The sequence below is a fragment of the Micromonospora sp. NPDC000663 genome (assembly GCF_042898105.1).
Classification (GTDB): Bacteria; Actinomycetota; Actinomycetes; order Mycobacteriales; family Micromonosporaceae; genus Micromonospora.
Genome location: NZ_JBIAYR010000010.1, coordinates 40784 through 54182 on the forward strand (window position 1 = coordinate 40784; position 13399 = coordinate 54182).

Consider the following 13399-nt stretch of genomic DNA (forward strand, 5'->3'; position numbering starts at 1 on the left):
GAAATTCGTTCGCCCGGACGAAGAATGAGACATCGACGTGACGCAATCGTAGGAAAGCGGTTTCCCTCGATGCAAGGGTTAGCGTTTGCAGGTTGTTTGCAGTCGTGCGGCCTGGCGGGTGCCGCAGCACCCGCCAGGCCCGCTGACGACTACTCCCTCGTGCCGATGTTGTCGACAGGCGGAACCCGCAGCAGTCGCCGCACCGGCAACACGGTCGTCGCCAGCGCCAGCAGCGTCGCGCCACCGAGCACGGCCACCCCGCCGAGCGGCGGCACGTACGGGATCGGGCTACCCGTCACCGCGTTGACGATCGCGCTTAACGTCAGCGCCGCGATCGTCGCGCCGACGAGCACCGCGACACCCAGCAGCCCGGCCTGCTCGGCGTGGACCATCCGGCGGATCTGCCGGCGGGTCAGACCGACAAGTTGCAAAAGGGCCAGTTCCCGGCGGCGGGCCAGCGCGGCGAGCACCATCGTGGTGGCCGCGGCAAGTGCCGCGTACCCCACGAGCACGCCGATCAGCAGCCGGTTCAGCCAGGCGCCGAGCGCCAGATCCCCGCCGATCAGCCGGGTACGGGTCGCCGCGTCGAGCACCGCACTGCCCGGATGCCGGGCCGACCAGTCGGCAAGCGCCGCGTCGGCGTCCCCGTCGGCACGGACCAGGATCTCGTCGTCGGCGACCCCGTCGGTGTGCCCGGCGACCGTCTGGGCGGCAAGCGTGACGTCGCCGAAGCCGAGGCCCCGACCGTAGACGGCGATCACCCTCAGCTCGGTCGGGGTGCCGTCACCCAGCCAGAGTCGCGCCGTGTCACCGACCCGCCAACCGGACGCGGACGCCTGTGTGGCGGACAGCGCGACAGTGTCTTCACGCAGCTCGGTCAGGCTGCCCTCGCGCACGTCGAGGTCCACGGTGGAGGTGATCTGGTCCGGGTCGACCGCCTGCGCGGCGACCGGCTCGATCCCGTCGAACGAGCGCACCACCACCTGCGTACGGCGTACCCCGGTGGCCGCCCGCACCCCGGCCAGCTCGCGGACCTCCCGGGCCGCCTCCGGCGCCAGCCCACCCGGGGCGGCCAGCACCCGATCGGCGACCGTTCCCGCCCGGCTCTGCTCCACCGTCTGCCGCTCCAGGTTGGTCTGCAGGAACCAGACCGAGCCGCCGAACCCGATCGACAGCACGAGGGCGGTCAGCACGGTGGCCATGCCCTGCGCGTTGGCCCGCAGGTTGGCCGCCGCCAGATAGCCGCTGACCGGCGAGAAGCGGGACAGCGCGGGGGTGAGCAGGCGTGCCGAGTACGCGTTGAGCCTCGGCGCGAGCAGCGCCACCGCGATGACGAACAGGTACAGCATGCCGACCGCGGCGGCCAGCGCCCCGGTCGCCCCGGCGCCGCTGAGGGTGAACGCGCCGGACGTGACGGCCCCCGCCAGCGTCAGCACACCGGCGACCAGCCGCACGCGACCGCTACCTCGCGGTTCCACGGCGATCTCGCCGAGCGCCTCCACCGGCTTGATCCCGGCGACCCTGCGACCGGCGATCAGCGCCGCGAGCACCGCCACGAGCACCGTCGTACCTACCGCGGCGGGCACCGCGAGCAGGCCACCGGTCATCGGGAAGTCGGCCGGGACGAACCCGCGCCCGACCAGTTCGCCCCGCACCCACCGAGCGGCCAGCAGACCGGCGGGCGCTCCGATCGCGGAGCCGACCACGGCCAGCAGGGCCGCCTCGGCGATCAGCATGCGGCGGATCTGGCCCGGTGTGGCCGCGACCGCCCGCAGCAACGCCAGGTCACGGCGACGGTGCCGGACGGACAGCCCGATCGTGCCGGCCACCACGAACACGATGAGCAGGATGACGTACCCGCCGAACGCCGAACCGGCCGTGACAAGCATCGACTGGGCCGCCAGGTTCGCCGACTGCTCGGCCTGCCCCCGGTCCCCACCGGCGTACGTGCTCGCGCCGGCCGCCGAGGCCATCCGACGGACCTCGTCGGCGACCGCGCCACGGTCGGCGTCGGCGGCCACCCGCACACCTATCGCGTCCACCCGGCCCGGCCGCGCGGACAGCCGTGCCGCCTGCGCGTCGGTGAAGAACACGTCGGCCGCTCCGGTGTCGGCGACCGCGCTCACCAGGTACGACCGGCTGACCCCGCCGACTGTCAGGTCGAGCCGGTCCCCCGGTGCGGCGCCCAGCCGCGAGTCGGCCAGCACCTCGTCGTCGGCGCGCGGGGCGACGCCTGAGGCGATCGGGCGACCGGTGAAGGCGTACGTGCCCCAGCTGTGCCCCACCGCGGCGGGCGCCCCGATCACCACCCGGTCGTCGCCGGTCACCGCCGCCACGCCGGACAGCCGCCGGATCTGGTCCACCAGCGCGGCGTCCACGGTGCCGCCCTCGGGCAGCGCGACGGTGCTCGTGGTCATCTCGCCGTCGAACTCCCTGCTGGTGTGGCTGACCGTCCGGTCGGCGACGACCAGGTCGGCGCCGACCCAGACCCGGGGCTCCGGCCGGAAGCGCAGTCCGGATTCGACGAGGGTGCCCATGGCAACCAGGATCATCACTCCGGCGAGCAGGGCGAGCAGCGTGGCGGCCGCCGGGCCGGCGCGGTGGCGCAGCAGCCGGGCCGCGAGCGCGGTCATCGGGCGACCCGCCGATCCAGCGACGCCAGGTGCTCGGCGATACGGGCGGCCCCGAGCTGCGGCAGGTCGGCGACGATCCGGCCGTCGGCCAGTACGAGCACCCGATCGGCGTACGACGCGGCGACCGGATCGTGGGTCACCATCACCACTGTCATCCCGTGCTCGTCGACGACCGCGCGCAGCAGCGTCAGCACCTCCGCGGCGGTACCCGTGTCGAGCGCGCCGGTGGGCTCGTCGCAGAAGATCACCTCGGGACGGGTGGCCAACGCCCGCGCGATCGCCACCCGCTGCTGCTGGCCGCCGGACAGGGCCGCCGGCCGGTGGTGCAGCCGGTCGGTGAGCCCGACCCGCTCGATCACCCGGGTCAGCCAGGCGCGATCCGGACGGACGCCTGCCAACCGCAGCGGCAGGACGATGTTCTCCTCGACGGTGAGCGCGCCGATCAGGTTGAACGCCTGGAAGACGAAACCGATCCGGGTACGCCGCAGCTCGGTGAGGCGGGTCTCGGACAGCGGCGACAGGTCGACGCCCCCGATGACCACGCGGCCGGAGGTCGGCCGGTCCAGGCCCGCGGCGTTCTGCAACAGCGTGCTCTTGCCCGAACCGGACGGCCCCATCACGGCGGTGAAGGTGCCGCGGGTGAAGTCGGCGTCGACCCCGGCCAGCGCGTTCACCCGATTCTGGCCGGTCTCGTACACCCGGGTGAGGTGTTCGACGCGTACGGCGGCGTCGACTGTGGGTACCGGACAGGTGGACATCCTGGTGGCCTCTCTGCAGGTCGTCGTTGTGGTCTGCGCGCACCACAAACGCTATTGACCTGTGCAGACGGTCACCATCCCGCGTGCTGCCGGGACGGGGTACAGCAGGCGCTACCGCTGGCCTCCGTCGAGGTAGCGCAGCACCGCGGTGACCCGACGGTCGGCGCGGTCGTCAGGCGGCAGCTGCAGCTTCGCGAAGATGCTGCGGATGTGCTTGTGCACCGCGCCGTCAGTGACGAACAGCCGCTCGGCGATCGCCGTGTTGCCGAGCCCCTCGGCCATCAGCCCCAGCACCTCGCGCTCGCGCGGCGACAGCTCGCTCAGCGCCCTGTCGGGGCGGCGGTTGCGGGCAAGCAACTGCGCCACCACCTCCGGGTCGATCACGCTGCCGCCGTCCGCCACCCGGCGTAGCGCGGCGAGGAACTCCTCCACCCGACCCACCCGTTCCTTCAACAGGTAGCCGAGCCCGACGGCACCGACCGCGAACAGATCGGTGGCGAACGCCTGCTCCACGTACGCCGACAGGACCAGCACCGCGAGGCCGGGCTGGCGCCGCCGGGCCTCCACGGCGGCCACGATGCCCTCGTCGGTGTGGGTCGGCGGCATCCGCACGTCCACGATCGCCACGTCCGGCGCGTGCTCGTCGACAGCCCTCAGGAACTCCCCAGGGGTGCCCGCCGTGGCCACCACGTCCAGCTCCTCCGCCCGCAGCAGCAGCGCCAGGCCCTCGCGCAGCAGCGGGTCGTCCTCGGCGATCACGATCCGCATGGCAGCTCCACGTGCATCCTCGTCGGCCCACCGGGTGGGCTGGTCAGTGTCATCAGGCCGTCGTACGCCTCGACCCGCCGGCGGATGCCGGTGATCCCGGAGCCGCGTGCCTCGTCGGCGTCGCCGCGCCCGTCGTCCTCGACGGTCACCAGCAACCGGCCCCGCTCGCGGCGGACGACGACGTCCACCTGGCTCGCCCCGCTGTGCCGGACCGCGTTGGTCAACGCCTCGGCCACCACGAAGTACGCGGTGGCCTCGACGGAGGCCGCGCAGCGCACCGCCACGTCCACCTCCAACCGGCACGGTATCGCGCAACTGCCGGCCAGGCCCGCCAGCGCCCCGGCGAGGCCCCGGTCGTCAAGTACCGGCGGCAGGATCCCGCGCACCACCGTACGCAGCTCGGCAAGCGCCTGTTCGGCGGCGTCCTGCGCCTGCCCGAGGATCTCGTCGGCCCGGTCCGGGTTGCGCCGCACGGCCCGCCGCGCGGCGCCCAGCAGCACGTTCACCGCGACCAGCCGGTTCTGGGTGCCGTCGTGCAGCGACCGCTCGATCCGGCGCAGCTCCACCGCGTGCGCGTCCAGTGCCGCGGCCCGGGTGGCGGTCAGCGCGGCGACCCGCAGCGACAGGTCCACCCCGGGCGGTGGAGGCAGCAGCCACCGGCCCGGCCACGCCTGGAAGCGGGCCAAGGCCGGAGTGAACGCGACGGTGGCGGCGAGCCAGCCCACCCCGACCACAGCGACCAGGAGCGCGTCGGACAGCCCGTCGATGCGCCACCAGAAGATGCCGGGCGCACCGTCCTCGGGTGAGAGCAACCGGTACCACAGCGGGAACGTGATGTCCTGCGCGGCGTAGAGCGGGAGCGCGACTCCTACCAGCCCGGACGTCAGGCCGGTGACCGAGTGGAGCGTCACCCAGCCGACCTCCCGACGGACGAACGGGTCGCGTACCGCCGCCCACAGCCCGGCCGGCACCGGCCCGGGCGTGGGGATCGGCGCACCCAGGCGGGACAGTCGGGCACGCTCGCGGTCGGCCACCGCGCGCACCGTCCGCAGCGCGCCGGGCATCGCCCACAGCCCCACCCCGATCAGGCAGGCCACCCCGACGGCCAGCGTCCAGAGCAACGCGCCCAACGCCAGCGCGGCGGTGCCCAGGCCGCCGACGAGGTGCCGCACGGCGCTGACCCGCCCCCACACGTACGCCATCGTCCACCTCCCGCGCCAACATAGGCCGCCGAGCCCCGCGACGACGACGCCCGCCGCGGAAAGTACAGCCTGCTGTACCGCCGGCGTTCCCCTGCTGTGACGCAGGAGCGGCGGCGGGAGCGCGCAGCCATCCCGGGACAGTCAGCGGCGGTCCGGAAAGGGTCCGGAAATTTCGGCGACGGACGACTCCGATCTGGATCCGGTCTGCGGCGGCGCCGAGGCGATCCACCTGGTTCCTGATCGACTACTGACCTGGAGCGACGCCCCTCATCCAGGCGGCCGGCATGCCGAACGAGGTTTCCGCGAGGCTTCCGGAAAGTGTTGACATCTTGACGGTCGGGTTAATACGGTCGCCATCGACGGGGCTCTATCGCCGTCACTGGCATAACCGCGACCCACTCCTCCGGTCGTCGTGCGGGACGACCGGCCACCACCACCAGGCGGCACGACGCCCGGTGATCGTCCCCCGGTCACCGGGCGCGGGCCGCCACGAGGAGGAACAGGTTCATGACCGACACCAGCCACACCCCCGCCAGACCACGCAGGCGCGGCCGCCTACGGCTGCTGCTCGGCGCCGCGTGCGCCGCCGTCCTGGCCGTCACCGGCACGATGACGGCCACCAACGCGTACGCCGAGGCCGACCGGACCCTCACGTCGAACCTCACAGGCACCCACAACGGCTACTACTTCTCGTTCTGGAAGGACAGCGGCAACGCCAGCATGACGCTGCGTGCCGACGGTCGCTACTCCAGCAGCTGGGACCGGAGCACCAACAACTGGGTCGGCGGCAAGGGTTGGGCCACCGGCTCCCGACGGACGATCAGCTACTCGGGCAGCTACAACCCGGGCAACAACAACACCTACCTCGCCCTGTACGGATGGACGCGCAACCCGCTCATCGAGTACTACGTGGTGGAGAACTTCGGTAGCTACAACCCGAGCAGCGGCGCGCAGCGACTGGGTACCGTCACCACCGACGGCGGCACCTACGACATTCTCCGCAGCCAGCGGGTCAACGCGCCCTGCATCGACGGCGACCGCTGCACTTTCTACCAGTACTGGAGCGTGCGGCAGCAGAAGCGTTCGAGTGGCACCATCACCACCGCCAACCACTTCGACGCCTGGGCCCGCGCCGGCCTGAACCTGGGCAGCCACTTCTACCAGATCATGGCCACCGAGGGCTACCAGAGCCAGGGCAGCTCGGACATCACCGTCTGGGAGGGTGGCGGCGGCACCCCGACCACCCCGCCCACCACCGGCAACCCGGGCACCGGCAACTGCACCGCGACGATCTCCGCCGGTCAGCAGTGGGGTGACCGGTTCAACCTGAACGTGGCGGTCAGCGGCACCAACAACTGGGTGGTCAGCCTCGGTCTCGGCGGCGGCCAGAGCATCCAGAACAGCTGGAACGCCTCCGTCAGCGGCACCAGCGGCACCGTCACCGCGACACCGAACGGCAACGGCAACAACTTCGGGATAACGGTGATGGCCAACGGCAACTGGAACTGGCCGACCGTCACCTGCCGTACCGGCTGACCCCGACCAGCTCCTGACACCACCCTCTGGCGTGGCGGCACCTGCCGCCACGCCAGAGCCGTCGTCGCCGCCCGCGCCATCAGGCGCCTCCGCGCGTGGCAAAAAATCCGCGATACGGCAGAGCGCCATGTCGAGAACGCGTGGCCGGCTCCGTCCCCGCTGTGAGAGCGACCATGATGGGTCGCAGTCGCACCGAGGAGATCTGACGATGGCGAAGTACCTGCTGCTCAAGCACTACCGGGGCGGTCCGGCGGCCGTCAACGACGTACCGATGGACAAGTGGACGCCCGAGGAGATCTCGGCGCACATCCAGTACATGCACGATTTCGCGGCCCGGCTGGAGCAGACCGGCGAGTACGTCGACGGCCAGGCGCTCGCCCCCGAGGGGACGTTCGTCAGGTACGACGGCGAGGGGAACCCGCCTGTCACCGACGGGCCGTTCGCCGAGACCAAGGACCTGATCGCCGGCTGGATGGTGATCGACGTGGACAGCTACGAGCGGGCCGTCGAGCTGGCCGGTGAGCTGTCGGCCGCCCCCGGTGCCGGCGGGAAGCCGATCCACGAGTGGCTGGAGCTGCGGCCCTTCCTCACCGAGCCGCCCACCATCACGGAATGACCGCTCAGTTGGACGAGGCTCTGCTGCGGAGCCTCACGCCGGGCGTCCTCGGGGTCCTCGTCCGCCGCGGAGTCGACTTCGCGGCGGCCGAGGACGCCGTGCAGGACGCCCTGGTCGAGGCGGTCCGCGTCTGGCCGGCCGACCCGCCACGGGATCCGAAGGGCTGGCTGGTCACCGTGGCGTGGCGGCGGTTCCTCGACACGACCCGCGCGGACGTCGCCCGGCGACGACGCGAGGACCTCGTCGACGAGGAACCGCCGCCCGGGCCCACGCCCTCGGTGGACGACACGCTCCAGCTCTACTTCCTGTGCGCGCATCCGTCGCTGACGCCGTCGTCCGCGGTCGCGCTCACCCTGCGTGCCGTCGGCGGGCTCACCACCCGCCAGATCGCGCACGCCTACCTGGTGCCCGAGGCGACGATGGCGCAGCGCATCAGCCGGGCCAAGCGCACCGTCTCCGGCGTACGGTTGGACAAGCCCGGCGACGTGGCCACCGTGCTGCGCGTGCTCTACCTGGTCTTCAACGAGGGCTACTCGGGGGACGTCGACCTGGCCGCCGAGGCCATCCGGCTCACCAGGCAACTCGCCGCCGTGATCGACCATCCGGAGGTGGCGGGGCTGCTCGCCCTCATGCTGCTGCACCACGCCCGACGAGCCAGCCGCACCTCACCCGACGGCAGCCTCGTGCCCCTCGCCGACCAGGACCGCAGCCGGTGGGACACCACGGCCATCGCCGAGGGCATCGGGATCCTCCAGGCGGCCCTGGCCCGCGACCGACTGGGCGAGTTCCAGGCCCAGGCCGCCATCGCGGCGCTGCACGCCGACGCGCCCACCGCCGAGGAGACCGACTGGGTGCAGATCGTCGAGTGGTACGACGAACTCACGCGCCTGACCGACAGCCCTGTCGTCCGGCTCAACCGGGCGGTGGCGGTCGGCGAGGCCGACGGGCCGCGCGCCGGGCTGGCGGCGCTCGCCGCGCTCGACGACTCGCTGCCCCGCCACACGGCGGTCGCCGCGTACCTGCACGAGCGCGACGGCGACCTGGCGACGGCGGCACGGTTGTACGTCCAGGCGGCCCGCCGGGCATCCAACCTCGCCGAGCGCGACCACCTGACCCGGCAGGCCGCCCGGCTCAACGCCCGCCGCTGACGGGCCGCGCCGCGGCGCGATCGCGTCATCCCGTGTGTCGAGGCACGTGTGCAGGGCGGGCGGTGCCGCGACCGGGCGGGCTCAGCGGTCGCCGGGGCGGACCAGTCCGCTCTCGTACGCGATGACCACGAGCTGGGCGCGGTCGCGGGCGTTCAGCTTGTGCAGCAGGCGACTCACGTACGTGCGGGCGGTGTCCGGGCTGAGGTGCAGAGCGGCGCCGATCTCCACATTCGACCGCCCGGCGCCCACCTGGGCGAGGACGTCGCGTTCGCGGCCGGTGAGCCCGGCCAGCCGCGCCGGGTCGGCAACCGGCGAGCGTGCCGCCGCGGCGAGCACCCGCCGGGTGACGGCCGGCGACAGCAACGCGTCCCCACCGGCCACCACGCGCACGGCGTCCCGCAGGGCGTCGGGCGGGGTGTCCTTGAGCAGGAAACCGGAGGCACCGGCGCGGATCGCCTCGAAGAGGTACTCGTCGTCGTCGAACGTGGTCAGCATGACCACCCGCACGTCCGCCAGCACCGGGTCGGCGAGGATCCGCCGGGTCGCCTCGATGCCGTCGCCGCCGGGCATCCGGACGTCCATCAGGACCAGGTCGGGCCGCTGCTCGCGAACCACCGACACGCCGGTCCCGCCGTCGCCTGCCTCGCCGACCACACTGATGTCCCCGGCGCGCTCCAGCAGCGCGCGGAGTCCCGTGCGCACCAGGTGCTGGTCGTCCACGAGGACGACACGTACCGCGCTCACGTGACGACCCCGGCCAGCGGCAGGCGGACGGCGACCCGGAAACCGCCACCCTCGGCGTCGCCGACGTCGACGGTCCCGCCGAGCAGGGCGACCCGCTCCGACATGCCCCGCAGCCCCTGACCGCGCTCGACGCCGTCGGCGCCCGCGCCACGGCCGTCGTCGACCACGTCCAGCGCCAGTGCCGACGCGGTGGCCCGGACCGTCACCACGACGCGTGTGGCCCGCGCGTGACGTACCACGTTCGTCAGCGCCTCCTGCACGATCCGGTAGACGGTGCTGCCCACCACCGTGGGCAACGCGTCGACGGGCCCGTCGACGCGCAGGTCGACAGTCAGTCCACCGCGGCGGACACCGTCGACGAGCGTCTCCAGCTGGGCGAAGCCCGGGACCGGCGCGCGCGGCCCGGCGCGGCGCAGCGTGCCCAGCGTCGCGCGCAGCTCGGCCATCGCACTGCCGCTCACCGAGTGGATCGCCGCCAGGGCGGTCTCGACCTGACCGGGCTCGGCGTCGGCGAGCGCCTCCCGCGCCACCGCCGACTGCAGGGTGATCACCGACATCGTGTGCCCCAGCGTGTCGTGCAGCTCCCGGGCGATCCGCAGCCGCTCCGCCTCGACCTGAAGGGCGGCCTCGCGACGGCGCTCCTCCTGCGCCGCTGCCGCCTGGCGCAGCAGGGCGGCCCGCAACGAACGCCTGTTGCGCACCGCGTCACCAAGCGTGATCACGGCGAGCATCAACGCCGCCTCGGTGCCGAGTTCGGCCCCGATCACGACGGAGATGTCGTCCCCCTCGATGAGCCGGGCGGCCACCGACACGACAAGCAGACTCCCGCCGACGGCGGCGGCGGCGACCACCCGGCCCCGCTGGGCGGCCACGTAGAGAACCGCGGCGGCCGGGCCGGCCAGACCGATCGGCGGCAGGTCCAGCGCGTAATAGCAGAGGATGCCGGCGGCCGTGGCCAGCAGCGCGGCGACAGGCGATCGCCGGGCCACCAGCAGGAGCGCCGCCCACCCGACGCCGAACACGTAGGCGAGCGCCGCGCGGGCGGGCGACGCGTCGTCGGTCACCACCGCCGCCGTGATCAGCCCCAGGACGGCCACGGCGAGCAGCGCCTCGGTCCGGGTGGGTGAGGTGGCCTGCACGTGCGTGAGCCTAAGTCGGCGCGGGGCCGTGCCGCTGCCGTCCGCAGGCATCACCTCGGCGCCGGCACGTACGTCGAGAAGCGACAACAGCTCGCGCCGCTGCGCGGCAGACGGTCCCCCTCCGCCGACCTAGCGTCGACGGCGACAACACAGAACGTGTCCCCGAGGGGACCGACCGAGGAGAAGTGCCCACGTGTCCCGTACCAAACTGACGTGGATCGTCCTGATCGTGCTCGTCTGGACGGCGATGATGTCCTTTGGTGGGGTCGCCGCCGAGACCGTCATGCTCTACCCGAACATCTTCGGCGACGCGCCCGCGTCACTGGACCGGGCCCGTGAGTTCCTCGTCGCGGGCGGCCCGAGCGACTACTTCCCGCCGCTTGGCGCCACAGTCGTGCTGAGCAGCCTCGCCGCGATCGCGCTCACCTGGCGCAACCGGCGGCTGCGCTGGTTCGTCGCCGCCGCCGCGGCGGCCTTCATCATCTGCGAGTTCCTGTTCTCCGCGGTCTTTTTCTGGCCGCGCAACGAGATCATGTTCGTCGACCCGGTCGGCACGCACTCCCCCGAGTACCTGCGTCAGGTCGCCCGGGAGTTCGTCGCCGGCCACTGGGTACGCCTTGTCGGGGGCGCGGTGACCTCCGCGCTGGCGTTCTGCGCCCTGCTGCGCTTCGCCCGGGAGACCGCGCCGGAGCGGCCCGGGCGGTGAGCGGGACGTCGGCCGTCGGCGCGCACGGGCCGGACACGTGACCGGGCCGGTCCGTCGCGTACGGACCGCCCGGGCGGCGGCGCGACTAGACGCGTACCGGGCGGTGGGGGTGAACCCGAACCGGTTCCCGTGCGCCGACGAGCCCGGCGACCCGCCGTCGGACCGGCCGGCCCGGGCGCCGAGCAGTGTGGTCGTCACGCCACCCCCGCCGGCTGCCCGGCGCGGTACCGGGCGGCGTCCCCGTCGGTGACCACCAGGTCGGCCAGCCGTCCCGGCTGCACGGTGCCCGCGTCGTCGCCCCGCCCGGCTCAGTCGCAGCCGAGTGTCTGCGTCGTGCGCGGCCAGGCCTCCACCCGCTGCGAACCCGGGTAGACCACGTACGCGAGGTTGTCGGCGTCGCTCGGCGCCAACCACAGCTGCTGCCCGTCCGGGCCTGTGTAGTCGGTGGTACGGGCGTCGGCGGGCAACTCGGCACGCGGGGCGTAGCTGGCGCGTACCTCAGCACCGAGCTGACCCGCCGGATCCCTGACGTACTGCCGGTTCGCCGGCTCGCCGGTCTGCCCGGCCAGGGGCCACCGGACGTGCAGGAAGGTCAGGTCCTGCCACCCGCAGTGCGCCGAACCGGCGTACGACTCGACGGCCTTGTCCTGGTCGCTGCCGTTGCTCCAGTACGCGACCTCGGCGTCGCCCGACCCGCACGCCGTGACGAGGAGCGTGGCGCCCACCAGCGCGCAGAGGGGGAACCACCGGGCTCTGACGTCGAACACGTGGCCCCCCTCCGCAGGGTGAGCTGTCAGGTCACGGACTCGCGTACCCGCTACTTCCGGGCCAACGTAGCAAGCTCGGCGACCGACGTGGTGATCCCGTTTCCGGGCAGCGAGCGCAGCCCGTCACCGGACTCCACCGGGTACTGCGCCTGCACCGGGTTCAGGAGCGAGGCCGGCTGGTCGGGGTACGTCTCCAGAAAGAGCGTGTACTGGCCGTTCTCGCGCAGCGGCACGCCGTGCTCCTCGGTGTAGGTCACCCCGTCCAGCTTGCCGCCCAACTGCTTGACCTGCACGACGTCACCCGGCTTGACGGCCCCCTTGAAAACCCGGGAGACCTTCACCGTACGGACGGTCACGACCATCCCCTCCCGGCGCTCCGCCTCCACCGGCGCCGGCAGCGCCTGCCCCGGCGGTGCCGCCTGCACCAGGCGGACGACCCGCTGGGCGGACTCGACATGTCCCTGCACCACCACGCTCGCCCCGGCGTACAGCTCACCGGCTGTGGCGTACGACGGATAGTCGGCGCGGTACAGGACGTTCTGCGGGTGGGGGGCGTCGCCGTGGTCGGCGTTCGCGGAGCACGCGGTGGCCGCCGCCGCCAGCAACAGCGCGCCGACGGCGCGGACGATCAGTGGTGTCCTCATTCGAAACTCCTGTCCAGGTCGATGACTGTGAACTACTGGTCCCGTTCTGTACGTCGTGGTCGGCCGTCGGCCTAGTAGTAGGCGTTGACGTCCGCCACGTCGTGGGACTGCGGAGTGGTCATCGAGTTTCGATTGCGGCTGTGATTCATGATCGATGCGGACAGGTCGTTGTGCGCGAGGTTCAACGCGTGACCCAGCTCGTGCACGACCACACTTGTCACGAAATTGCTGAAGTTGCTGGCGTCCCGGTTGATCGTCCGGGAGTTCACGCGTACGTACATGCAGCTCGATCCGCACGCCTGGTAGTAGCCGTACCAGGTGTCGCTGTACGACGTCACCGTCAGCGTGGAGCTGGACAGCGTGTCCTTGTAGAAGTACGCGGGACTGGCGGTGCCGTTCCAGTTCGAGAGGGAACGGTCAAGGGGCGCCATCCAGGTGTTGTTGTAGTTGTACGGGTAGATGCTGATGTACGCGTTCAGCTGGCCCGTGCCGTTCCAGTGGGCGAGGGCTGGGGCCGGCACTGCCTGGGCAGCGACGAGCGCCGCGGCCAGCGCGGCGGCGGCAAGTGACGAGCGTCGGGCGGAAGGTCGGCGGAAGGGCACAGGCGTCTCCTCATCGTGGGCTTCGAACGCGATGGAGGCGCGTGAGCGTGCAACACACGGCATGCATCCAGCTCCCCCGTTGAGCCGTTCTGCGAATGGTGCGGTGCTGATGGAGGTTCGTCGCCGGATGGTCGGA

The 13399-nt window shown here is 72.5% G+C and carries 13 protein-coding genes; 4 read left to right on the top strand and 9 right to left on the bottom strand.

Annotation, left to right across the window (positions count from 1 at the left end; translation table 11 throughout):
* Window positions 1-149: 149 nt before the first annotated feature.
* The 4 genes from ACFY1S_RS25350 to ACFY1S_RS25365 all read right to left on the bottom strand — a co-directional run bounded on the left by ACFY1S_RS25350 (window position 150) and on the right by ACFY1S_RS25365 (window position 5361).
* On the bottom strand, window positions 150-2633 hold the full coding sequence (locus ACFY1S_RS25350) for an ABC transporter permease (protein WP_387122738.1): 2484 nt from the start codon (window positions 2631-2633) through the stop codon (window positions 150-152).
* On the bottom strand, window positions 2630-3391 hold the full coding sequence (locus tag ACFY1S_RS25355; protein WP_364375771.1) for an ABC transporter ATP-binding protein: 762 nt from the start codon (window positions 3389-3391) through the stop codon (window positions 2630-2632). The genes ACFY1S_RS25350 and ACFY1S_RS25355 overlap by 4 nt, the downstream gene beginning before the upstream one ends.
* Window positions 3392-3502: 111 nt before the next feature.
* Window positions 3503-4159: a response regulator gene (locus tag ACFY1S_RS25360; RefSeq protein ID WP_387122742.1), complete on the bottom strand. Its 657-nt coding sequence runs from the start codon at window positions 4157-4159 to the stop codon at window positions 3503-3505.
* Window positions 4147-5361, bottom strand: coding sequence for a sensor histidine kinase (locus tag ACFY1S_RS25365; protein ID WP_387122745.1), 1215 nt, complete (start codon window positions 5359-5361; stop codon window positions 4147-4149). The genes ACFY1S_RS25360 and ACFY1S_RS25365 overlap by 13 nt, the downstream gene beginning before the upstream one ends.
* Before the next feature lie 507 nt (window positions 5362-5868).
* On the opposite strand from ACFY1S_RS25365, the gene ACFY1S_RS25370 reads away from it, so the two are divergent.
* The 3 genes from ACFY1S_RS25370 (at window position 5869) to ACFY1S_RS25380 (ending at window position 8661) form a co-directional block, all read left to right on the top strand.
* Window positions 5869-6897, top strand: coding sequence for a glycoside hydrolase family 11 protein (locus ACFY1S_RS25370; protein WP_387122748.1), 1029 nt, complete (start codon window positions 5869-5871; stop codon window positions 6895-6897).
* A gap of 208 nt (window positions 6898-7105) precedes the next feature.
* A complete protein-coding gene (locus ACFY1S_RS25375) occupies window positions 7106-7513 on the top strand; it encodes a YciI family protein (protein ID WP_364375784.1) in 408 nt (135 codons plus the stop codon).
* Between the two features lie 8 nt (window positions 7514-7521).
* Window positions 7522-8661, top strand: coding sequence for an RNA polymerase sigma factor (locus ACFY1S_RS25380; RefSeq protein WP_387122973.1), 1140 nt, complete (start codon window positions 7522-7524; stop codon window positions 8659-8661).
* 81 nt (window positions 8662-8742) lie between these two features.
* Here the strand turns inward: ACFY1S_RS25380 and ACFY1S_RS25385 are convergent, their stop codons facing one another.
* Entirely contained in the window at window positions 8743-9405 is a 663-nt protein-coding gene (locus ACFY1S_RS25385; protein ID WP_387122751.1) for a response regulator, read from the bottom strand.
* Window positions 9402-10544 (bottom strand): histidine kinase, encoded by a 1143-nt coding sequence (locus ACFY1S_RS25390; RefSeq protein ID WP_387122754.1) that lies wholly within the window; start codon window positions 10542-10544, stop codon window positions 9402-9404. The genes ACFY1S_RS25385 and ACFY1S_RS25390 overlap by 4 nt, the downstream gene beginning before the upstream one ends.
* A gap of 193 nt (window positions 10545-10737) precedes the next feature.
* On the opposite strand from ACFY1S_RS25390, the gene ACFY1S_RS25395 reads away from it, so the two are divergent.
* Window positions 10738-11250, top strand: coding sequence for a DUF1772 domain-containing protein (locus tag ACFY1S_RS25395; protein WP_387122758.1), 513 nt, complete (start codon window positions 10738-10740; stop codon window positions 11248-11250).
* Window positions 11251-11558: 308 nt separating this feature from the next.
* Here ACFY1S_RS25395 and ACFY1S_RS25400 read toward each other — a convergent pair whose 3' ends face one another.
* From ACFY1S_RS25400 to ACFY1S_RS25410, 3 genes are all read right to left on the bottom strand, one after another.
* The gene (locus ACFY1S_RS25400) at window positions 11559-12017 is read right to left on the bottom strand and encodes a hypothetical protein (protein WP_387122761.1); all 459 of its coding nucleotides are present in this window, start codon (window positions 12015-12017) and stop codon (window positions 11559-11561) included.
* A gap of 50 nt (window positions 12018-12067) precedes the next feature.
* On the bottom strand, window positions 12068-12661 hold the full coding sequence (locus ACFY1S_RS25405) for a hypothetical protein (RefSeq protein WP_387122764.1): 594 nt from the start codon (window positions 12659-12661) through the stop codon (window positions 12068-12070).
* A gap of 71 nt (window positions 12662-12732) precedes the next feature.
* The gene (locus tag ACFY1S_RS25410; protein ID WP_387122767.1) at window positions 12733-13263 is read right to left on the bottom strand and encodes a matrixin family metalloprotease; all 531 of its coding nucleotides are present in this window, start codon (window positions 13261-13263) and stop codon (window positions 12733-12735) included.
* Window positions 13264-13399 lie beyond the last annotated feature (136 nt).